Genomic DNA, 22384 nt, shown 5'->3' with positions numbered 1-22384 from the left:
CTATTATATAAATAAATTAAACAAAAGATAAATTATTATTAAAGGTCAAGTATGTAGAGCGGAAGAGAAAAATGCAATAATTTGTAGTTTTAGAATGAACTACTTAGAAACATATCATATTAAGTTGAAAAGACAGAATATTCGTAAATTACACTTCATACTCAATATTTGTCATTTCAGCTCTAGGTGTCAGAAAATTCAGAAAAAATGTAATAAAATGTTGTATCGGAAGTATTAAAAGTTGCTAAACTAATATGAAATAAAAAAAATAACAAAAAAATTACAAAAAAAACTACGTATTTACAAATATTTACATGGAATTTTGTTTAGGTTTTATTTATAATTAAATAGTAAATGTATTATAGAATATTAAATAGAAATAAATAAATTTTGAAAAAATGAAAAATTTATTGGGGGTATGGAAGGAATTATGGAAAATAACTTAAATGTTTCTAGCGATTATTCGTATAATTTGTTAAAAGATGGATTAAAAGCAGCTTCACTTAGAGGAAAAGTAATTTCTAATAATATAGCGAATATTAATACAAAAGGGTTTAAAAGAAGTTATGTTAATTTTGAGGACAAGTTCCAACAATCGTTAAATGATATTGGACTTAAAACCACAAATTCTAAGCATATTCCTGGAGAAAATTCAGGGGAAGGCCCAGATGTAGTGAAAGATGAATCTACTAGTATGAGAGTTGATGGGAATAATGTTGATCTTGATATTGAAAAGGCAAATCAAGCAGCGAATACCATGATGTACAATGCACTAGTAACATCTGCAAGTAATAAATTGAATAATACAAAGTATGTAATTACTAGTGGAGGTAGATAGCAATGAGTATGTTTAATTCATTAAGAATAAGTGCATCAGGCCTTTCAGCTGAGAGATTAAGAATGGATACAATATCTTCAAATATTGCCAATGTTAATACTTCTAGAGGCGAAAATGGGAAGCCTTATGTAAGAAAAATAGCTGTTTTTCAAGAGGCATTAGATGATAAAAAACAACTTAATGGAGTTAAGGCAGTTGGGATTGTTGATGACAAATCACCATTAAGGAAAGAATATGACCCAACTAATCCTGACGCGGATGCAGATGGATATGTTACGATGCCAAACGTGAATATATTAAATGAAATGGCAGATATGATTTCAGCTTCAAGATCGTATGAAGCAAACGTAGATACGTTAAACGCTAACAAAACTATGTTTATGAAAGCCTTAGAAATTGGTAAATAGGGGGATATTATAAATGAAGATAAATAGTTTTATACCAAATACGGATATATTTAAAAGTACTGAACCCACTAATACTAAAACTAGTACAACTGGTGATGACTTTTTAAAGGTACTAAAGGATAAACTTCAAGAAGTTAATGATAAGCAAGTTAATGCTAACAATATGACTGATGCAATGGTCAAAGGTGAGGATGTAAATATTGAGGACGTAATGTTATCTCAAGAAGAAGCTAAAATGTCATTAGATTTAGCAGTACAAGTTAGAAATAAGATAGTGGATGCAATACAAGAGTTAAATAGAATGCAGATATAATGGTAAGGAGTGCAGTAAATGGGTAGAATTAAAGACGTAATTAAAAAGCTGCGAGATAAGATAAGCTCCTTTCCAAAAGGGGTTAAGATTTCTCTGGTTATTGCTGTTGTAGCAATTTTGGTTGGGGTAATAACATTTAGTTATTATTCAAGCAAAAATAAGTATGGCGTATTATTCTCCAATCTAGAATCTGAGGATGCGTCCACTGTTACAACTAAGTTAAAGGATGGTAAAGTAGATTACAAGGTTTCAGGTCAATCCATCTTAGTTCCAAAGGCACAAGTAGATGAACTAAGATTACAATTAGCTTCTCAAATATCAACTGGTAGCAAAGGTTATGAAATAATGGACAATGCTAGCTCATTTGGTATGACAGATGAGGAGTTTAAAGTAGAAAAGGTTAGAATGCTACAAGGAGAATTAGAAAAAACTATAAAAGGTTTTCCACAAATTGCAGCAGCTAGAGTACATATTAGTCCAGCAGAAGATTCAGTTTTCGTTAAGGACAAGACGCCAGGAAAAGCAGCGGTGTACATAAAATTAAATCCAGGTACAAAACTTGATACTGATCAGGTACGAAGTATAGTTGCATTAGTATCAGGAAGTACTGAAAACATTCCAAAAGAAAATATTGAAGTTATAGATGATAAAATGAATCTTTTATCAAAAGATTTATTTGTAGATGGACAAGATACAGCGAGTTCAGCATCTGTAGAAAAACAAGGTAATTTAGAAAAAGAGTATGAAGCAAAATTAGAAAAAGCTATCGTTGATTTATATGAACCAGTTATCGGAAAAGGAAAAGTGACTGCAAAAGTAAGTGCAGATTTAGATTTTGATTCAAAGACAAAAGACCAAACAATAATTGATCCAAATAAAGTTATAGTAAGTCAACAAACTTCAAAAGAAACAAATACAAATAACGGTGGAACAAGTTCTTCAAGTCCAGTTGATAATAATATGAGCAATACAATTTCAAACACAAATGGAAGCACCACATCAACTAAAGACAGTCAAACAACAAATTATGAAGTTGGTAAAACAGTAAATAAGGTGATTAGTGCTCCAGGTGAAGTTAAGAGATTAACTGCGTCCGTTATGATAGACGGGAAATTAGACGCACAAACTCAACAACAATTAAGTGACTCAATAGGAAACGCAATAGGTCTAGATAAAGCAAGAGGAGATCAAATATCTGTTCTTGGAATGAATTTTGACCCAGCAGCTAAGGATCAAGCTCAAGCAGAATTAGATGCAATGCAAAAAGAAATTGATAGCCAAAATAGAATGAAATTAATTAAAATGATTGCGGTTATAGTTGGCGTAGCACTAGTTCTTATAGGTGGATTAATATTCTTCTTAAGAAAGAGAAGAAAGAACAAAGTAGAAGAACAAGGACATTTACTTGATATAGTAGTAGGGGAAGAAGCTATTCCTCATAAAGAACCAATATCTTTTGCACCGTTAGATTTTGAACCTAATGATGAAAATACTCATATTCAAAATGAAGTTAGAAAGTATGCAAAAGATAAACCAGATCAAGTTGTAGATGTTGTTAAGTCATGGTTAACAGAAAGTGAGAGAGGATAAAATGGCAAAAGAATCAAAGTTAAATGGAATTCAAAAAGCAGCAATACTTTTTATTACTCTTGGACCAGAGGCTTCGTCACCTATTATTAAGAAATTACCTGAAAGTGAAATACAAAAAATAACATATGAAATTGCAAATATTACTTCAGTAACTTCAGATCAAAGACAAGAAATTCTTAATGAATTTATGGAAATGAATAAAGCTAGGGACTATATACTTGAAGGTGGTATGGACTACGCAAGACAACTTCTTTCTAAAGCATTAGGAACAACAAGAGCGGAAGAAATTCTTGAAAAAGTTTCAGATGCTACTGCACAATATAGACCATTTTCTATTGCTAGAAAAGCAGATGCTCATCAACTTTTAAATGTAATATCAAATGAGCATCCGCAAACTATAGCACTAATTCTCTGCTATTTACAGCCGGATAAAGGTGCTCAAGTTATGGCGGAATTACCAGAAGAAGTTCAGTCTGAAGTTGCATTTAGAATTGCAACCATGAGTAATACATCTCCTATGGTAATAAAAGAAATAGAAAAAGTCTTAGAAGGTAAGTTATCTTCAATGATAAGAACTGAAATGACAAGCTTAGGCGGAGTTCAAACTCTTGTTGATATATTAAATCAAGTTGATAGAACTACAGAAAAGAATATTACAGAAAGTCTCGAAAGAGAAGATGCTGAATTGGCAGATAAAATTAAGAGTTCAATGTTTGTATTCGAAGATATTATTACTCTTGATGATGTATCGATTCAGAGAATACTTAGAGAAGTTGAAGGTAAAGATCTTGCTCTTGCTCTTAAGGGATGTTCCGAGGATGTTGCAAATGCTATATTTAGAAACCAATCTAAGAGGGCAGCGGCTTCTTTAAAGGAAGATATGGAATTCTTAGGACCTGTAAGACTTATGGATGTTGAAAAAGCTCAACAGAAGATTGTGTCTGTAATTAGAAGATTAGATGAAGCTGGTGAAATAATCATTTCAAGAGGTGGAGAAGATGCAATCATCTTATAGTGTAATAAAAAGAGAAAATTTACAAGTTGGTGAAGAAAAGTTTGTAAAAACTGAGTATTCACCAGTAGTTCATAAGGCTGAATTCATTGGAAATGATGATGAAAATAATAGGATTGTACAAGAAAAGATAGATAGTATCTTAGAGAGTCATAAAAAAATTGCTCAGGAAATACTTAATAATGCAAAAGCTGAAAGAGACAAGATAATTGAAAATGCATTACAAGAGATAAAAGTCCTAGAAAAGGAAGCTTATGAAAGGGCTTATGAGCAAGGAATGCAAAATGGGTATGAAGATGGTAGTAAAAAAGGATATGAGGAAGCGTATGAGAAAAATATAGAAATTGCAAAGGCAGAAGCTACTGACATTTTAAATCAAGCCTCAGATATTCTAATAAGTTCTAAAAAAATCTTTACTGACTATCTCCAAGAAAAAAAAGAAGACATAATTAAGTTATCAATAAACATTGCTAAAAGTGTTTTAAAGAGAGAATTAGAGAAGGAATCAGGATTAGATTCCTTAGTTGAAGAATATATTCAATATTCAAAGGAAAGTAGAATATTTGTAATTAAGTGTAATCCGGAGCATGGGGAAAGCATTAAAGCACATATTCAAGGTTGGAAAAGTATCTATACTATAGAAGAAATCCATGTGATTTTAGATGAAAATATGGCACCAGGAAATGCAGAAATTCAAAAAGACAATGGTAAATGTATAGTAGGATTAGATATAGGATTAAAGAAAGTAGAAGAAGCTTTAATAGGGTAGGTGAAGATAAATGCTTTCATTAGATTTTCCGCTTCTTAATAAGAAGATAAGAGAATTATCTCCAAGTTACATAGAAGGAAGAGTAAAAAAAGTAATTGGACTTACTGTGGAAACAGAAGGAATCAAAGCATTTGTAGGTGAATTGTGTACAATTTATAACGAAAAAAATGATCCTATTAAATGTGAAGTAGTTGGTTTTAGGGATGATTCTGTTATTCTAATGCCACTTGGTGAGTTGTCTGGTATATCGCCTGGATGTAGAGTTGTTCCGGAAAGAAAACCATTAAGTGTAAAGTGTAGTGATGAACTTCTAGGTAAGGTTTTAGATGGACTTGGATATCCATTAGAGGGTGAAGAAATTAAATTTGGGGAGGAATATCCTCTTGAAAATGACCCACCTGATCCTATGAAGAGAAAAAGGATAACAGATGCTTTACCTACTGGAGTAAGAGCAATTGATGGTTTCCTAACATGTGGTGAAGGACAAAGAATAGGAATTTTTGCAGGTAGTGGAGTTGGAAAAAGTACAACACTTGGTATGATAGCAAGAGAAGCTAAGGCGGATATTAATGTTATCGCGCTTATAGGTGAAAGAGGTAGAGAAGTTTTGGATTTTATTCAAACTGACTTAGGAGAAGAAGGAATGAAAAAATCTGTTGTTATATGTGCTACTTCAGATAAACCAGCTTTAATTAGGCTTAAAGGTGCATTAACAGCTTCAGCTATAGCAGAATACTTTAGAGATAAAGGTAAAAAAGTTATATTAATGATGGACTCAGTTACGAGATTTGCAATGGCTCAAAGAGAAGTTGGACTAGCCATTGGAGAACCACCAGCAACTAAAGGATATACCCCATCAGTTTTTGCAAAACTTCCAAAATTGCTGGAAAGATCGGGAACATCAGATAAAGGATCAATAACAGCATTTTATACAGTACTTGTTGATGGTGATGATTTTAATGAACCAATCGCAGATACAGTGAGAGGTATTCTAGATGGACATATTGTTTTATCGAGAGCATTAGCCCATAAAAATCATTATCCAGCAATAGATATATTAAATTCCGTCTCAAGACTTATGCCTTCAATAGCAGAAGATGTACATAAAAATGCAGCTTCCCAGGCTAGAGATTTACTTGCAACATATAAAGAGTCAGAAGATCTTATTAATATTGGTGCATATGTAAAAGGCAGCAACAAAAAAATTGATTTAGCTATTCAGTATAATCCTTATATTGAAAACTTCTTAAAACAAGGAATTAAAGAAGAGTCAAGTTTTGATGAAAGTATTAGAACATTAACGTCATTGTTCTAATAGGAGGGAAAAATGGGTGAAAGGTTTACATTTAAATTAGATAAGCTTTTAGATATGAGAGTGAAAAATGAAGAGGAGTCAGTAAGACTTTTCAAAGATACACAAAGAGAAAAAATGGTCATAGAAGAAAAACTTGATGATATGAGGAATGACTATGATAGATACAGAGGTATTAAACCAGGTGAAAGTATTGTGTATCAGAAAATAAAAAGAAATTATATGACAGCTCTTAATCAGGGAATTGCGGAAAAGGAAAGAGAGCTTGAAATTAAAGACCGAGAACTTGAAATAAGGCGTGATAATTTAAAACAACGTACAATAGAGAGAAAGACAGTTGAAAGGTTAAAGGAAAAGAAATATGAAGCATTTACTAAAGAGCAGGACAGAATTGAGAGAGTTAATAATGATGAATTTGCATTATATGCATACATAAGAAACACTGAAAGGGGGTGAGAATAAGTGAATATAGGTAAAATCAATTTTAGTACAGACATTAATTTATCTGAAAGTAAAGTTAGTTATAAAAATGATAGACAGCAAAACTTTAAAGACTATTTTGATAACTCAGTGAAGTTAAAGGAAGATGCCAAAAAGGCTGACTTAAGACAAACTGACTCTGTTGATAACAATAGAAATGTTAAAGCAGATGATTCTAGAGAAGAAGTAAAGAATGTTAAGTCCACTGATGACAATGAAAAAGTTGATGCAAAAGATGGGGACAGAGACACAAATACTTCTAAAGAAAAATTAGAAGAAGTAGTTAAAAAGCTTGAAGATCTTAAAGATGAATTAGCTAAGATGCAAAAAGATAACAAAGGTGATAACAAGAGCATAGAGGATTTACTTTCTGTTATAAATTCATTAATATTAGCACTTCAAAACCTAAAGGATCAGAAAAATGGTATTTCTGAAACTCAAGGAGTAAATGGTCAATTAACAAATACAATGAATTTATTGGGGGGACAGAGCCTTCAAAACTCACAAGATTTATCTTTAGCTGATATTCAAAACAAAGCTTTATTTACGAAAGTTAATGATATTATCCAGGAGTTAAAATTAAATCCTGTTCAAAATGGTGAAACTGGAAATATTAGTGCAGAAATAGTTAAGTTGCTTACTGATATGGATGGAGGAGAACAGTTTAAGGACATCTTATCTAAGTTACAAGACGTAGTAAAAGAAATACCAAAGGCTATAGGTGATGTAACAAAAGATATGAACACTTCTAATGTAAGTAATCAAGGTTACATAACTGATTCAAAAGTAGAAGATGGTACTGCTAAATCTGCTGATGAAACGAAGATAAAAAATAATAACTCTTCACAAAAAGGTAATGAAAATAGCTTAGCAAATGTTGATAAAACTAATACGGATGCTTCAAGGATAACAAAAACTGTAGATGTTTCTTCTAATACAGATGGAAGCAAAGAAGAGAGTAATTCTGAAAGTTCTAAAGAAGATGACTTTTTACAAAGTATTCTAAAGGGAAAAGGAAACGACAATTTTGATAAAGCAGCGCAATTAAATCTTAATAGAGTACAAGTTCCTGTAGATAATGTAGTTAATGAAGCACAAAGTATCTCTAAGGCTAATATTACTCAAGATGTGATAAAGACAATTAAGTTTATGGAAACTTCAAGTTTAAAAGAGCTTACAGTTAAGATGAACCCTAAAGATTTAGGTGAAATTACTATTAAACTAGTGGCGCAAGGAGAACAGATGAAGGCTACCATAAATGCATCAAATAAAGAAGCATATGATTTATTAAATTCTAAAGTTCAAGAGATAAAGAATACTCTTAATACTCAGAACATTAAAATTGATGACGTGAATGTTTCTTTAAATGATAACTATACAGCTTTTAGTTCAGGACAAGAAAACTTTGGAACAGAAAAAGGAAATGATGGAAGAAGTAATTCATCAAGCAAAACTGAAACTCCTGAGATAGCAGAAATAACTGAGGAGACTGAAGAGACTCTACTATATAATAATTTAAATAAATTAGCATAAGGAGGTATATATGAGTAATCCACTTAGTTCAGCAACTGTGGCTAATAGCTACACCGGATCAAGAGCGACAGATAGAGGAACTGCTATAGTAAAACCAGGAAGTGATATGGATAAAAATTCATTTCTTAAGATATTATCAGCTGAGCTTTCGAATCAAGATCCAACTCAAAACCAAGATTCAACACAATATATTTCACAAATGGCTCAGTTTACTTCAATGGAACAAATGGCTAACTTAAACACTACAATGTCAAACTTTGCTTCAAACTCTTTAACCGGTAAAGGTGTAACCCTTAAAGAATTAGATGATAAAGGAAATCCGATAACAGGAGTAGTACAAGCAGTTACAAATCAAAATGGAAAAACAACATTATCCATTCAAATAAATCAAAATGGACAAAATGTATATAAAGACTATGATATGTCAGACGTTGTGACAGTTTTAGAAGTTCCAGATTATTCACTACCAGCATTGTCTAGCTTAAATGGGAATATGAGCTTACTAATGGCTACAAGTTTTATTGATAAAAAGGTTCAATTAAGTGATAAAGATAGTTCTGGAAACTATATTACAGGGGTAGTATTGGGTGTTACTAAAGATAATGGTGTTGTAAATATTAGAATGAAGAATGATACTACTGGCGAAATAATTACAGTTGGCGTTGATAAAATAACAAAGGTAGATAAACAATCTCAATCTGGAACTACAGCGTAGTAAAATAAGATGAGTTACAGAATAATAAATGGACACGCTTATCCTATAGGAAATTTTCCGGAGCCTAAGGAAATTACAAGAAGCAGTGAGACAAGTAGTACAAATAGTAGTTTTAAAGAAATACTTAAAAATGAAATTAAGAATAGTACTTTAGGAAACAAGGAAGGTTTTACTCTCTCAAATCATGCAGCTGAGAGGTTAAGTGAAATTAATTTCACACAAACAGACTATAAGGAACTTGAGAAGGGGTTAGGAAAAGCTAGAGAAAAAGGTTCAAAAAATACCTTAATGTTATATAAAGACGTAGCTATAATCGCTTCAGTTCAAAACAATACCATAATAACAGCAGTTGATAAAACAAGAGCACAGGAAAATGTGTTTACCAATATCGATAGTGTAGTAATATTATAGGCTGGACCTTATTAGGAAGCCTAAGCCTGCGGAATGACAGAAGCGGGAAAAAAATGAATTTATGGAGGTCAAAAAATGTTAAGATCAATGTATTCAGGTATAGCTGGTATGAAAGCTAACCAAACTAAATTAGATGTTATAGGTAATAATATATCAAACGTTGGAACAACAGCTTTCAAAGCTTCAAGAGCTACATTCCAAGACACTTTATATCAAACAGTTAAATCTTCAATGTCACCAAACAATAACCAAGGTGGAGTTAATGCTCAACAAGTAGGGTTAGGTGTTCAACTTGCAAGTATAGATACTATTATGACTAATGGTATGATGCAACCTACAGGAAGAGCTTTAGATGTTGCTATAGACGGTGATGGATTCTTCATGGTTAGTAGCGGACCTACAGTATTTGGAGATAAGACTTTACAAGTAAGCCAAAGAGCTGGTGCACACAATATAACTGAGCAATCACTTGCAACATCAGGTTCACAACTTATGTACTCAAGAGATGGGGCATTTGTACTTGATGAAGAAGGTAATCTTCTTACAGCTGATGGATATAGAGTAATGGGTTACTCTCTAACAAACGATGATAATGGAGTAGATGCATCTGGATTATCACCAGCGGAAGAATCAATTGGAGATCTTAATTTCTCCTTTGGACCAGGCTCACAACTTAATGGTTACAGCATAGCATTAGGTGAAGTTGGACCAGGAACTGTAACTTCAGCTACAGTAGACAAAGTAGGTAAAAAAATAATTTTAAGTGGAGATTTTTCTACAAATTCAACATTAAATGCAGATCAAGTGGAATCAGCTCTTAATAAAGGTATATCAGCAGCAGGTATATCACAAAGAATTAATGTAAAAGGAAATATACCAAGATACGCTAACTTAGGTAGTGACCAAATTCTTGGTGGATCAGATGATTCAGCTCCAAGTTCACTTAATTTCTTAGGTGTTAACTTTAAATTTGAACCAGGATCTAAGCTAAATGGATATTCTCTTAAATTAGGAAATGTATCAGATCCATCTACAACAGCAGATATTACTGGAAAAGTAATTACAATTAATGGAGACTTTTCAAATGGAACAGTAACTGCATTAGATATTATAAACGCAGTAAATACTAAACTTGATTCAGTTGGTGGTTTCAATAAGCTTTCTACTGATTATACTGGTTCAGTAACAAGTGGATTATCACAACTTAAAGATACCTTTGATAGTGCAGGTAATAATGGAAGTGCTCCTACTGCAGTAACAGCAGCAGGATATGGCATTACTTTTACAGGAAAAAGTTCAGCTTTAAATGGATTTAAAATAACAGTTGCTGATGATAAAACAAAAGCTCCAAGTGTAACAGTTGATAGAAGTCAAAACACTATTACTATAGTTGGAGACTTAGCTGGAGCTGGTGTAAATTCAGGAACTCCATATAGTGCAGCACAACTTCAAACTGATTTAAATAATAAGTTGAAACAAAGTGGAATAGATCCAACTGTATTAACTACTACTGTAGGAGGAAGCTTTACAGGCGCAGCAAATTCAACAACTACTGTAACAGTTGACAATGCAGGTAAAGAATTTACAGCACCTACAACTGTAGATTTCCTTGGCTTAAAAGTAACTTTACCAAAAGGTTCAACTTTTAATGGATATACTATTAAAGCAGGTGATTTAAATGCCACTGTAACTAATGTTACAGTTGATACAGTAACAAACACAATAACAGTTGATGGACCTTTCTTACAAGGGACTGTAACAGCTACTGATCTTGCAAATCAATTAAATTCAAAACTTACACCAGCACCAGTTGCACCTAATTTAGCTTCTGTAACAGGAAACTTAACATCACTTTCATATCAATCAGATATAATTGATGGTGGATCTGATTTAAAAGCACCAGGAACTGTAACCTTGGATGGTATGACATTCGCACCAGTTCCAGGAGGTTCTTTAAATGGATACACAGTTAGAATGGGAACTGTAACTGCAGGAACTAAAACAAGTGCTGATGTTGATGAAAAAGCTAAGACAATCACAATTAATGGTGATTTCCAAACAGTTGGAGCAACTGACGTAGCAACAATACAAAATGCTGTTAAAAAGGCACTAGCAGGAAAGAGTATTTCTCAAGGAATTACTGTTTCAGGAGTGCCAGGATTAGTACAAGGAGAAACTCAGAGAACAAGTGGAGGTACTCCAGTACAAAGTATTGATACAGATGGAACAATAGAATATGTTGATGGAACAAAAGATCTTAAAGCATATGATGAAAAGCTTAAAACTTTAAGAATTCCAGAAAGTGTTAAGGTTCCAGGAACTAATGAAACTTTAAAAGTTAAGTCTTATACAATAGATAAAACTGGCGTAATTAAAGCAGTACTTGAAGATGGTTCTGTTTCAGCACTTGGTCAATTAGCAATTGCCGGATTTAAAAACCCAGAAGGTTTAAGTAAATTAGGTAAGAACCTATATGCACAATCAGCAAACTCTGGAGAAGCAACAATAAAGAGTGGATTGGAAACAAAGGGTGAGGATAACTCACAAGGTTTTGGAGATACTGTACAAGGGATGCTTGAAATGTCAAATGTTGACTTAGCAGAACAATTTACTAACATGATTGTTACAAATAGAGCATTCCAAGCTAGTGGAAAGATGATTACTACTGGTGATGAAGTTCTACAAGATATAATTAACCTAAAAAGATAAAAATTAGACTATTAGGGAGCTTCTCTTTGAGAAGCTCACTAATATAAATTGGAGGAATTATGATAAAGTTAACTGGTATGAATGGAAAAGATTTTCTTCTTAATGCTGATCATATTGAAAAAGTAGAAGAAGTTCCTGAAACTTTAATAACATTAACCAATGGAAGAAAGTACATAGTGTTGCAATCTACAGAAGAATTAGTTGATGAAGTAATAAAATATAAGAATAAGATATTCAACATAAAGATCTAGGAGGCGCTAATTGATGAAAAAATCAGATAACCTAACTTTCATTGGGCTTATCCTAGGTGCAATTGTACTTATCTTAGGGATGGCCATAGGAGGAAATAGTTTACTGATATTTTTGAATATACCAGCTTTATTTATAACTGTAGGTGGGTCAATTGCAGCATTATTCGTAAATTACTCGTTAGTAGAAATAAAAGACATAGGAAAATTATTTGGCCAATCACTAAAAGAAATGAAATTTACAGGAGTAGATATTATTATACAGTTTTCTCATTTCTCTAAAAAAGCTAGAAAAGAAGGATTATTATCGTTAGAAAACGACATAGCTATTCTAGAGGATGACTTTATGAAGAAAGGTCTTCAAATGGTAGTAGATGGGTTTGAAGCTGATGCCATCAAAGAAATATTAGAACTTGAAATTGATGAATTGGAGAACAGACAAGAAAAGGGAGCTGCAATTTTTAAAGCTTGGGGAAGTTACGCACCAGCTTTCGGAATGATAGGTACTCTTATTGGGTTAATTCAGATGTTAGCAGGACTAAATGAATTAAGCTCAATTGCTTCTGGGATGGCAAAAGCATTAGTTTCAACATTTTATGGCGCAATAATTGCATACTTATTCTGTAATCCAATTTCACAAAATCTTTTAGTTAAAAGTTCAAAAGAAGCTTCCTTTAGAGGAATGATTCTTGAAGGGATTCTTTCAATCCAAGAAGGAGTTAATCCTAGAATAATTGAAGAAAAATTAAGTACTTATTTATCACCAAAAGACAGATTAGAATATTTAAGATGGAGTTCTTCTATAGAAGGAGAGAGTCTAAATGGTTAGAAAAAGAAAAAATAGAAGTGGACAGTTGAGTGGTGATGAATGGTTAGGAACCTTTTCACACACAATAATGATAATACTAATATTTTTTATACTTTTATTTTCATTTTCATCAGTAAGTGAAAATAAATTAAAAGGAGTTTCAGAAGCATTTAAAGATATTGTGAATGGCGGAGGAACTACTATTTTATCAACTAATCAAGGCACTCCAGAAAGTGACAAAGGGAGCACATCTAAAGTTACTACAGAAGAAGATACATCATCTGTAAATACAAATAAACAAATGCTTAACAAGGTAAATGATTTAATTAAACAGAACAACCTTGGGAGTGTAACAGAGGTAAAAAGTGATAAGAGAGGAATTATTATAGAGCTTAAGGATACAATATTTTTTGAATCTGAGAAGGCCGATTTAATTCCGGATAGTAAGAATGTTTTAGACAAATTGAGTACACTTTTATCATCAATCAATAATGAGATTATTATTGAAGGACATACAGATAATGTACCAATTAATAATTATAAGTTTTCATCAAATTGGGAATTGTCTTCTATAAGAGCTGTTAATATTGTTAGATATTTTACTGAAGTGAAAAAACTTGAACCATCAAGGTTTCAAGCATCAGGATATGGCGAATTTAGACCTTTAGTAGATAACTCAACACCAGAAAACAGAGCTAAAAATAGAAGGGTAAATATTTTGATAGTTGCAACTAATAAAGGAGAGTAAGGGATTATGGCAGAGAAAGAGAAGAAAGCGAAAAAAGAGAAAAAAGAGGGAAAAGGCAAATTTTTAATATTAGTTATTTTAATTATTGCAGTGGCAGGAGCTGGAACATTTGGGGGAGTTTATTTTTACATGAAATCCCATGGATCCGCAGCTGAAAAAACTATTGAGACAACTTCCTTTGAACTAAGTAAAGAAGGTCAATTAATTAATCTTAAAGACAAAAGATATGTTAAAGTTAAAGTAACTCTAGTATATGACGTTAGCAATACAAAATTAGCAGAAGAAATTACAACTAAGACACCAATAATTAAAGACAGAATAATTAACATCTTTAATTCCAAAACTGCAGATGAAGCATTATCTAATAAAGTAGCAATTCAAAAGGAATTATTAAAACCAATAAATGCAGAGTTAACTAAGGGACAAATTATTGAAGTTGTCTTTGATGATTTTGTAGTTCAATAAAAGGGAGATAAAATGACTGATACAATTGAATTAGTATTTAGATTAGCTATTGTATTACCATTAATATTATTTTTACTAATAATAACATTGAGATATATAAATAAAAAATCAAACACATTAACTAATGGTAGATATCTAAATGTAATTGAAAGAATTCAAATTAGTAAGGAATGTTATATAACTATTGTAAAGATGGGAGAAGTAGGGATAGTTATGGCTGTTTCCCCAGGAAATACTACAGTAGTAAAAGAGTTATCAAAAGAAGAATTAGAAAGTATCATGAGAGATAAAAAACAATCTCAGCAAGAACTTATAGACACATATCAAAAGTACGTAGTAGCTTGTTCAGATACATTAAAGGATAAATTAAAGAAATTTAGAGATAGAGGAAGAGGCAATGAATAAGAAAAGAGTATTTAAATATTTACTAGTTTTTTTTGCAATATTTTTAACATTTAATAATAAGGTTTTAGCAGCTGAACCTCAGTTTAATGTATCTGTTAATCCTGGCACTACGCCAACAGATTTTGTAACAGATATAAAACTACTTATTTTCTTAACAATTTTGACGTTATTACCATCATTTATAGTTATGGTGACATCATTTACAAGAATTGCAGTAGTGCTCTCATTTCTGAAAAATGCATTAGGCGTTCAGCAGGCTATTCCATCACAAGTTATGGTTGGACTTACCTTATTTTTAACATTATTCATAATGCAACCTGTGTATACAGATTTAAATGCAAATGCACTTCAACCTTATATGCAAAATAAGATTACTCAACAGCAAGCAATTGACGCAGGTTCAAAACCTTTAAGAGAATTTATGTTAAAGCAAACTAGACAAAAGGATTTGAAGTTATTTATTGAAACTTCAAAACTTGATCAAACTAAGATTGATAAGGATAATGTTCCACTTTATGTAGTGGTACCTGCATTCGTTATTAGTGAGCTGAAGACTGCGTTCCAGATAGGATTTTTGATTTTCTTACCGTTCTTAATAATTGATATGGTTGTAGCATCAGTACTTATGTCCATGGGTATGTTTATGTTACCGCCAGTAATGGTTTCGTTACCATTTAAGTTACTACTATTTGCAATGGTTGATGGCTGGTATTTAGTTGTTAAATCTCTAATTATGAGTTTCTCGTGAGGTGTATAAATGAGTGAAACAATGGTTTTAGGAATTGTAAAGGATACATTGGTTACTGCCCTTAAGGTATCTGCTCCATTTTTGGTAGTAGCACTTGTAGTTGGATTAATAATAAGTATTATTCAGGCTACCACACAGATACAGGAACAAACATTGACTTTTGTTCCTAAGTTAGTTGCTATTGCAGCTGTAGGATTAATTTTAGGTAGTTGGGTTTTACATCAACTGCTTAGTTTTACGGAGAGAATATTTCAAATAATTGCAACAGTTGCAAAATAGGAGGAGAATCTTGATTAACACAGTATATTTTTTAGCAATTTTCTTGATTTTTCTAAGAATAGGTTCTTTTCTTATTATAAGTAGAATATTTTTTCCCTCAGGAACACCGAATGCAGTTAAAGTATTTTTTGCATTTATTTTATCATATATGATAGTAACTGGAATAAATTATGATCAGCTTAAGACGATTAATGATAATTTTGCGCTGATTTTTAATTGCGTAAATGAAGTAATGACTGGGATAATGCTTGGAATTATTGTGAATTTATGTTTTGAATTCATAAAGTTTGCAGGAGCATGGATGGATATACATATCGGGCTTAGTATGATTAACTTGTTTGATGTAACATCTCAAAGTAGTTCAACTTTGCTTAGTAATATATTTCATTGGGTTGCACTAATGGTTTTCTTTTTAATTGATGGACATCATATGTTAATAAGGGCATTAATTGAAAGCTTTAACGTTGTACCTCTAGGGCAAACAATAGTTTATCAAGATACTTTAAATCAAGTGTTTTTAGCTTTTAGTAAGTATTTTGTAATAGGTTTAAAAATAGCAATACCAATTGTATTGATAATTATAATAGCAGACCTTTGTATGGGTTTAATATCAAGAACAGTTCCACAGTTAAATGTTATGATACTGGGAATGCCTTTAAAGATATTAGTAGGATTTTTAGCAATAATGGTTGCATTACCAACATTAGTTAAATTTATTATTGGTGCATTTAATATGTTGCCTGATATTTTTAAAGGAATTTATGGTGCTGTCCCCATGGTTTTAATCTTTGCAGATGAAAAAACTGAGGAAGCAACCCCTAAAAAGAAAAGTGAATCTAGAAGGAAAGGTCAAATTGCTCGAAGTAAAGATGTTAATCTATCATTAACACTACTTGCATGTACTTTACTCATATCACTATTAAGTGGGTATATGGCTAATAATTTTAGAAGTGATATGATTTATTTTTTAAGTGAAAATTTTAATAAGCAGCTTACAGAACTTACAGCAAGAAATTATATTTTAACAGCTCTTTATAGAATTGCAATAAATGCTTTACCAATTATTTTACCTATTACTGTAGCAGGGGTGGTTGCATCATTAATGCAAACTGGCTTTTTAATTACTGGTGAGCCTCTAAAACCATCACTAGGTAAGTTAAATCCTCTAAAAGGATTTAAAAATATGTTTTCTAAAAGAAGTTTTTTAGAATTAGGTAAAAATCTTATCCTAATTATTTTAGTAGGATACTTAAGTTATAGCTTTGTTGTGAGTAACTTTAATAGTATATTAAATGTGGGAAGTGTATATTTACCCTCAATTGGAATAGAAATAAAATCATTAGTATTTGGAATATTCACTAAAGTAACCTTATTGATGATTGTATTGTCCTTAATGGATTATATTCTACAAGTTAGAATATTTAATAAGGAAATGAGGATGTCAAAACAAGAAGTAAAAGAAGAATATAAGCAAATGGAAGGAGATCCTCAAATTAAGGGTAAAATAAAGCAAAAGCAAAGAGAAATAGCTTCAAGAAGAATGATGCAAGCTGTTCCCGATGCAACCGTAGTAATCACAAACCCTACACATATTGCAGTTGCTTTAAAATATGAAGAGGGTGGAATGGAAGCTCCTAAGGTAGTGGCAATTGGTGCGGATCATGTAGCTATAAAAATAAAAGAAATAGCTAAAGAAAATAAAATTCCAATTATAGAGAATAAGCCACTTGCTAGAGCAATGTTCGATACATTAGATGTTGAATCAGAAGTTCCAGCTGATATGTATCAAGCTGTTGCTGAAATTTTGGCGTTAGTATACAAAATGAAAAAGTCGTAGTATAAAAGGATGGATGAATATTTATGGAAGCCTTTGGTAAAAATAAGTTAAAAGATAATATAGGAGTGATATTTGCCTTTTTAGTTATTGGAATAGTGCTTATGATTATTATTCCATTGCCTACATGGTTATTAGATATTTTAATTGCAATAAATATTACTATTTCTATAGTAATTATATTAACAACAATGTTTACAACAAATGTATTGCAATTATCTGTATTTCCAACGTTATTATTAATCACTACATTATATAGATTAGCACTTAACATAACATCTACAAGACTTGTATTATCACAAGGTGATGCTGGAACAATAATATCAGCGTTCGGTAGCTTCGTTGTTGGAGGAAATTATACAGTAGGTATAATAATATTTATTATAATTATGGTTGTTCAATTTATTGTAATTACTAACGGTGCTGGAAGAGTATCTGAAGTATCTGCAAGATTTACATTAGATGCAATGCCAGGAAAACAAATGAGTATTGATGCCGATTTAAATGCAGGACTTATTGATGAAGCCGGTGCAAAGAGAAGAAGAGAAGATCTTCAATTAGAAGCAGATTTTTATGGAGCAATGGATGGTGCTTCTAAGTTTATTAAAGGTGATGCGATAGCAGGTATAATTATTACATTAGTTAACATAATCGGTGGAATAATAATTGGAGTACTTCAAAGAAATTTACCTCTAGCACAAGCAGCACAAGATTATGTTAGGTTAACAGTTGGAGATGGACTTGTATCTCAGATTCCAGCATTATTAATATCTACAGCATCTGGTATATTAGTTACACGTTCAGGATCATCTGATAATCTAGGAGAAACTTTAGGAAAACAATTAACAGCTTTCCCAATAGTTTTAGCTATGGCTGGAATAATTACATCAATAATAGGTTTGCTTCCAGGATTTAATCCTATACCTTTCTTTATAGCAGGAGGAGCACTAGGAACTGCAGCTTATTTCTTATACAAAGAAGAAAAGCAAAAAGAAGAGATGGAATTTCTTCAAGCTGAAGATGATCAAATGGAAATTGAGAGCAAAGAACCAGAAAATGTTATGAATTTAATTTCTGTTGAACCTATGGAAGTTGAAATAGGATATGGATTAATTCCCTTAGCTGATGAAAGTATTGGCGGAGATTTACTTCAAAGAATAGCATCTGTTAGAAGACAATGTGCTATTGAAATGGGGATAATAGTTCAGCCAATAAGAATAAGAGATAATCTTCAGCTAAAAACTAATGAATATGTAATTAAAATTAGGGGTACGGTGGTGAATTCGGCAGAATTAATGTCTAGTATGCTTTTATGTATGGATCCAACTGGAGAAAGTACAGATATACCAGGTATTAGAACCATAGAACCTACTTTCGGGTTGCCAGCTGTATGGATAAATAAAGATCAAAAAGAAGAAGCTGAAATAAGAGGATTTACAGTTGTAGATCCTACTACAGTAATGGTTACACATTTAACTGAAACAATTAAGGCACATGCATTTGAATTATTAGGAAGACAAGAAGTTAAGATGATTGTAGATAATACAAAAGAAAAATACTCAGCTGTTGTAGAAGAACTTATACCAGATTTACTTACTATTGGAGAACTTCAAAAAGTATTACAAAATCTTCTTAAAGAGAAAGTGCCAATAAAAGATATGGTTACAATTTTAGAGTCTTTAGCTGATAATTCAAGAAATACTAAAGATTTAGAACTTTTAACTGAATATGTTAGATTTGCATTATCAAGAACAATATGTAACGGATTAATAGATGAAGACCGAGCAATAACGGTTGTTACTCTGCAACCAGGAATTGAAGATTTAGTAGCAAATAATACTCAAAAATCAATACAAGGTTCATTCCCTGCAATAGATCCAGATACAACTACTAGAATATTCAACGGAATAAGAGATGTGGTTGAAAGAATTAATTTCTATAATAATCAACCTATAATTTTGGTATCGCCTAAAATAAGACCTGCATTTAGAAGGCTTATAGAGATGGTATTTCCTCATATAATGGTTATTTCATTAAATGAGATACCAAATGATGTAGAAATTAGAACCGAAGGAGTTGTAACTATATAAATGATAATAAAGAAGTACATAGTAAAAAATATGAATGAAGCTATGACAAGAATAAGATATGAACTAGGGAAAGATGCCGTAATTCTTAGCAATAGAAAGATAAGAAAAGATGGAATTAAAGGGTTCTTTTCGCCTAAATTATTAGAAGTTACAGCTGCAGTTGAAAAGCTTCCGGAAGTAAAAACTGAAAAGAAAAATAAGGGTGAAGTTGAAAATTCTATTGATTCATTAAGAAAGATGATGGAAAGAGAAATATCTAACAGAGGTACTGATAACAGAGGTTCATCAATAGAGGAAAACAAAGTAGCTCAAATCATTAAAAAAGATGCTTCAGATAATCAGCTTAAAAATGAAATGCAAGAAATAAAATCAATGCTAGCAAGGGTCATTGATAAAGATGAAAATGCAATGAGAGACGAATTTGATGAGTTCTTAGATGAAAGAGATATTGAAGAAAAATATATACAAGAATTTAAAAATGATTTAAATAATAGTCTATCTTTTGAGGATAAAAAAGAGAAACTTAGGGAATATCTAAGAGATATAGTACAAATTGATACTAAACCATTATCCGGAAGAGTAGTATTTATAGGACCAACTGGGGTTGGCAAGACTACAACTATTGCAAAAATTGCTGGAAGATTATCTTTGATAGAAAGAAAAAAAGTAGGTCTTATTACTATTGATACATATAGAATTGGTGCTGTTGAGCAATTAAAAACATATGCAGAAATAATGGGGATAACTTTAGAAGTTGTAATTACACTTAAAGAGATGGAACTAGCAATAGAAAAACTAAGTGATTGTGATGTTATATTAATAGATACTACTGGAAGAAGTTCTAAAAATAAGATGCAATTATCTGAATTAAGAGCTTTTGTTGAGAAAGCAAAACCTGATGAAACATATTTAGTAATTTCATCAATAATTAAAAATAAAGATATAGAAATTATCCTAGATGGATATAAATTATTAAGCTATGATGGTATAATAGTAACAAAGCTAGATGAAACTTCTGTGTATGGTGGATTAGTTCAGATAATAAAAGAATCTAATACTCCAATATCATATATTACTACAGGTCAGTCAGTTCCAGAAGACATTAGAGCTGCTGATAAAGAAGAAATAGTGAAACTTATTCTTGGGGAGGATACTGTATGCTAGATCAAGCTGTAAAACTCAGAGAATTAGCTGGTCAAGATTTAGGAAAATCCAGAAGTAAGATTTTAACTATTACCTCTGGAAAAGGTGGAGTAGGTAAAAGTAACATAGTAATTAATCTAGCTATCGAACTTCAAAAGCAAGGGAAAAAAGTTCTAATTTTTGATGCTGATATTGGAATGGGAAATGATGATGTCTTAATGGGGGTATTCCCTAAGCATACTTTGTTTGATATTTTAAATGATGAAATGTCCATCGATAAGGTTTTAGTAGAAGGGCATATGGGAGTTAAACTTTTATCTGGGGGTTCAGGTATCAATCGAGTTGAAGATTTATCTGAAAGAGAAAGAGAAAAGTTTTTAGATAAGATTCAAGAACTTGATGAATATGATTATATTCTTATTGATACAGGAGCAGGAATTAATAGAAGTGTATTGGCATTTATTTCTTGTTGTCAAGAACTGATTGTTGTTACAACTCCTGAACCTACATCATTAACAGATGCATATAGCTTGTTAAAAGCAACAAAGCATTTTAAAATCAAAAACAAAGCTAGTGTTATAGTGAATAAGTCTCTTTCGTACAAAGAAGGTCAAGATACCTTCAATAAGTTCAAAAGTGCAATTGATAGATTTTTATTTTTAGAAATAGACTATTTAGGTGCAGTGCTTGAAGATAGAAAACTTGTTCAAGCAGTAAGAGAACAATCACCATTCACCATATCATATCCTAATAGTGATGCAGCAAAATGCATTAAAGATATTGCTAAAAAATTAGAAGGGGAAGTAAATAATCAAACCAATATTGGAGCGAATGGATTATTTAAAAGAATTTTTAGTATATTTTCTTAGGGGGAAATGATGAAATCACTTAGAATTGGGTTAAATAGGGTTGTATCAATATTTTGGAAAGATGAAAAAGTATATAAGGCAAGTGTTCAAGACGAGGAAGAAGGTTTCTTCTATATAAATTTGCCAGTTTGTGATGGAGAGTATTTATTCTTTGTAGAAGGGCAGAAGTTATCGATGCTTTTCAATGATGAAAATAATATATATAAATTTGAAACTACCGTCGTAAAAAGAACTTTAGTTAATCAAATGCCATTGTATAAACTTGAGATTCCAGAAACATATGAAAAAGTTCAAAGAAGAGATTTTGTAAGAATTGAATTTGTACAGAATTTACAATATGTAAAGTTAAGTGATAAAAATGAAGAATTAAATAATGAGTATAAGGCAGCATTACTACTAGATATTAGTGGTGGTGGATTAAGAATGAAATCAAAAGAAAAGAATTCTATAAATGATAAGGTTATGATAAATATATCTTTTGAAAATGATATAGTTGGCGTAATAGGAAGAATAGTTAGAGTAAGTAAATCAGAAGATAAAGAATATATATATGGAGTAAAGTTTGATGAAAATCAACGATCTTCTAGGGAAAAAATAGTTAAAATAGTATTCAAATTAATGAGAAAACAAAGAGGGTTAGTTTAGAATTTAAGGGGGA

The 22384-nt window shown here is 31.5% G+C and carries 24 protein-coding genes; all 24 read left to right on the top strand.

The features are described from left to right. Positions 1 to 418: 418 nt before the first annotated feature. The 24 genes from flgB to PTZ02_RS09895 all read left to right on the top strand — a co-directional run bounded on the left by flgB (position 419) and on the right by PTZ02_RS09895 (position 22371). A complete protein-coding gene (flgB, locus tag PTZ02_RS10010) occupies positions 419 to 838 on the top strand; it encodes a flagellar basal body rod protein FlgB (protein ID WP_274227641.1) in 420 nt (139 codons plus the stop codon). A 2-nt stretch (positions 839 to 840) separates the two neighbouring features. Next, the gene (gene flgC / locus PTZ02_RS10005; RefSeq protein ID WP_274227640.1) at positions 841 to 1245 is read left to right on the top strand and encodes a flagellar basal body rod protein FlgC; all 405 of its coding nucleotides are present in this window, start codon (positions 841 to 843) and stop codon (positions 1243 to 1245) included. A 13-nt stretch (positions 1246 to 1258) separates the two neighbouring features. Beyond that, entirely contained in the window at positions 1259 to 1558 is a 300-nt protein-coding gene (fliE, locus tag PTZ02_RS10000) for a flagellar hook-basal body complex protein FliE (protein ID WP_274227639.1), read from the top strand. A gap of 18 nt (positions 1559 to 1576) precedes the next feature. Next, positions 1577 to 3148, top strand: coding sequence for a flagellar basal-body MS-ring/collar protein FliF (gene fliF / locus PTZ02_RS09995; protein ID WP_274227638.1), 1572 nt, complete (start codon positions 1577 to 1579; stop codon positions 3146 to 3148). Position 3149: 1 nt separating this feature from the next. Beyond that, positions 3150 to 4163 (top strand): flagellar motor switch protein FliG, encoded by a 1014-nt coding sequence (fliG, locus tag PTZ02_RS09990; RefSeq protein ID WP_202768308.1) that lies wholly within the window; start codon positions 3150 to 3152, stop codon positions 4161 to 4163. After that, entirely contained in the window at positions 4147 to 4929 is a 783-nt protein-coding gene (locus PTZ02_RS09985) for a FliH/SctL family protein (RefSeq protein ID WP_274227637.1), read from the top strand. Before fliG ends, PTZ02_RS09985 begins: the two co-directional genes overlap by 17 nt. A gap of 10 nt (positions 4930 to 4939) precedes the next feature. Further along, complete coding sequence (gene fliI / locus PTZ02_RS09980; RefSeq protein WP_202768310.1) at positions 4940 to 6244, top strand: flagellar protein export ATPase FliI; 1305 nt, start codon at positions 4940 to 4942, stop codon at positions 6242 to 6244. A gap of 12 nt (positions 6245 to 6256) precedes the next feature. Continuing rightward, positions 6257 to 6697, top strand: a complete 441-nt coding sequence (fliJ, locus tag PTZ02_RS09975; RefSeq protein ID WP_274227636.1) for a flagellar export protein FliJ — start codon at positions 6257 to 6259, stop codon at positions 6695 to 6697. Positions 6698 to 6703: 6 nt separating this feature from the next. Then, positions 6704 to 8254: a flagellar hook-length control protein FliK gene (locus tag PTZ02_RS09970; RefSeq protein WP_274227635.1), complete on the top strand. Its 1551-nt coding sequence runs from the start codon at positions 6704 to 6706 to the stop codon at positions 8252 to 8254. Between the two features lie 10 nt (positions 8255 to 8264). Next, entirely contained in the window at positions 8265 to 8969 is a 705-nt protein-coding gene (locus PTZ02_RS09965) for a flagellar hook capping FlgD N-terminal domain-containing protein (protein WP_274227634.1), read from the top strand. A gap of 9 nt (positions 8970 to 8978) precedes the next feature. Beyond that, the gene (locus tag PTZ02_RS09960; RefSeq protein ID WP_274227633.1) at positions 8979 to 9380 is read left to right on the top strand and encodes a TIGR02530 family flagellar biosynthesis protein; all 402 of its coding nucleotides are present in this window, start codon (positions 8979 to 8981) and stop codon (positions 9378 to 9380) included. Between the two features lie 75 nt (positions 9381 to 9455). Next, entirely contained in the window at positions 9456 to 12089 is a 2634-nt protein-coding gene (locus PTZ02_RS09955) for a flagellar hook-basal body complex protein (RefSeq protein WP_274227632.1), read from the top strand. A gap of 59 nt (positions 12090 to 12148) precedes the next feature. Then, positions 12149 to 12340 (top strand): flagellar FlbD family protein, encoded by a 192-nt coding sequence (locus tag PTZ02_RS09950; protein WP_202768316.1) that lies wholly within the window; start codon positions 12149 to 12151, stop codon positions 12338 to 12340. 13 nt (positions 12341 to 12353) lie between these two features. Beyond that, a complete protein-coding gene (locus PTZ02_RS09945) occupies positions 12354 to 13166 on the top strand; it encodes a motility protein A (RefSeq protein WP_274227631.1) in 813 nt (270 codons plus the stop codon). Continuing rightward, a complete protein-coding gene (locus tag PTZ02_RS09940) occupies positions 13159 to 13893 on the top strand; it encodes an OmpA/MotB family protein (protein WP_274227630.1) in 735 nt (244 codons plus the stop codon). The genes PTZ02_RS09945 and PTZ02_RS09940 overlap by 8 nt, the downstream gene beginning before the upstream one ends. A gap of 6 nt (positions 13894 to 13899) precedes the next feature. Continuing rightward, the gene (locus PTZ02_RS09935) at positions 13900 to 14358 is read left to right on the top strand and encodes a flagellar basal body-associated FliL family protein (RefSeq protein ID WP_274227629.1); all 459 of its coding nucleotides are present in this window, start codon (positions 13900 to 13902) and stop codon (positions 14356 to 14358) included. A 12-nt stretch (positions 14359 to 14370) separates the two neighbouring features. After that, positions 14371 to 14763: a flagellar biosynthetic protein FliO gene (locus tag PTZ02_RS09930; protein ID WP_274227628.1), complete on the top strand. Its 393-nt coding sequence runs from the start codon at positions 14371 to 14373 to the stop codon at positions 14761 to 14763. Then, on the top strand, positions 14756 to 15511 hold the full coding sequence (fliP, locus tag PTZ02_RS09925) for a flagellar type III secretion system pore protein FliP (RefSeq protein WP_274227627.1): 756 nt from the start codon (positions 14756 to 14758) through the stop codon (positions 15509 to 15511). Before PTZ02_RS09930 ends, fliP begins: the two co-directional genes overlap by 8 nt. A 9-nt stretch (positions 15512 to 15520) precedes the next feature. Beyond that, positions 15521 to 15790 carry a flagellar biosynthesis protein FliQ gene (gene fliQ / locus PTZ02_RS09920; RefSeq protein ID WP_238883232.1) on the top strand — a complete coding sequence of 90 codons (270 nt, stop codon included), beginning with the start codon at positions 15521 to 15523 and terminating at the stop codon, positions 15788 to 15790. A 10-nt stretch (positions 15791 to 15800) separates the two neighbouring features. Further along, positions 15801 to 17627: a fused FliR family export protein/FlhB family type III secretion system protein gene (locus PTZ02_RS09915; protein ID WP_274227626.1), complete on the top strand. Its 1827-nt coding sequence runs from the start codon at positions 15801 to 15803 to the stop codon at positions 17625 to 17627. A 23-nt stretch (positions 17628 to 17650) separates the two neighbouring features. Then, positions 17651 to 19714: a flagellar biosynthesis protein FlhA gene (flhA, locus tag PTZ02_RS09910; protein ID WP_274227625.1), complete on the top strand. Its 2064-nt coding sequence runs from the start codon at positions 17651 to 17653 to the stop codon at positions 19712 to 19714. Further along, positions 19715 to 20878 carry a flagellar biosynthesis protein FlhF gene (flhF, locus tag PTZ02_RS09905; protein WP_274227624.1) on the top strand — a complete coding sequence of 388 codons (1164 nt, stop codon included), beginning with the start codon at positions 19715 to 19717 and terminating at the stop codon, positions 20876 to 20878. Beyond that, a complete protein-coding gene (locus tag PTZ02_RS09900) occupies positions 20872 to 21726 on the top strand; it encodes a MinD/ParA family protein (protein WP_274227623.1) in 855 nt (284 codons plus the stop codon). Before flhF ends, PTZ02_RS09900 begins: the two co-directional genes overlap by 7 nt. Positions 21727 to 21735: 9 nt before the next feature. Next, positions 21736 to 22371: a flagellar brake protein gene (locus PTZ02_RS09895; RefSeq protein ID WP_274227622.1), complete on the top strand. Its 636-nt coding sequence runs from the start codon at positions 21736 to 21738 to the stop codon at positions 22369 to 22371. Positions 22372 to 22384: the final 13 nt, after the last annotated feature.

This window comes from Clostridium sp. 'White wine YQ' (assembly GCF_028728205.1).
Classification (GTDB): domain Bacteria; phylum Bacillota; class Clostridia; order Clostridiales; family Clostridiaceae; genus Clostridium_T.
This window is presented reverse-complemented; position numbering and strand designations above follow the sequence as displayed.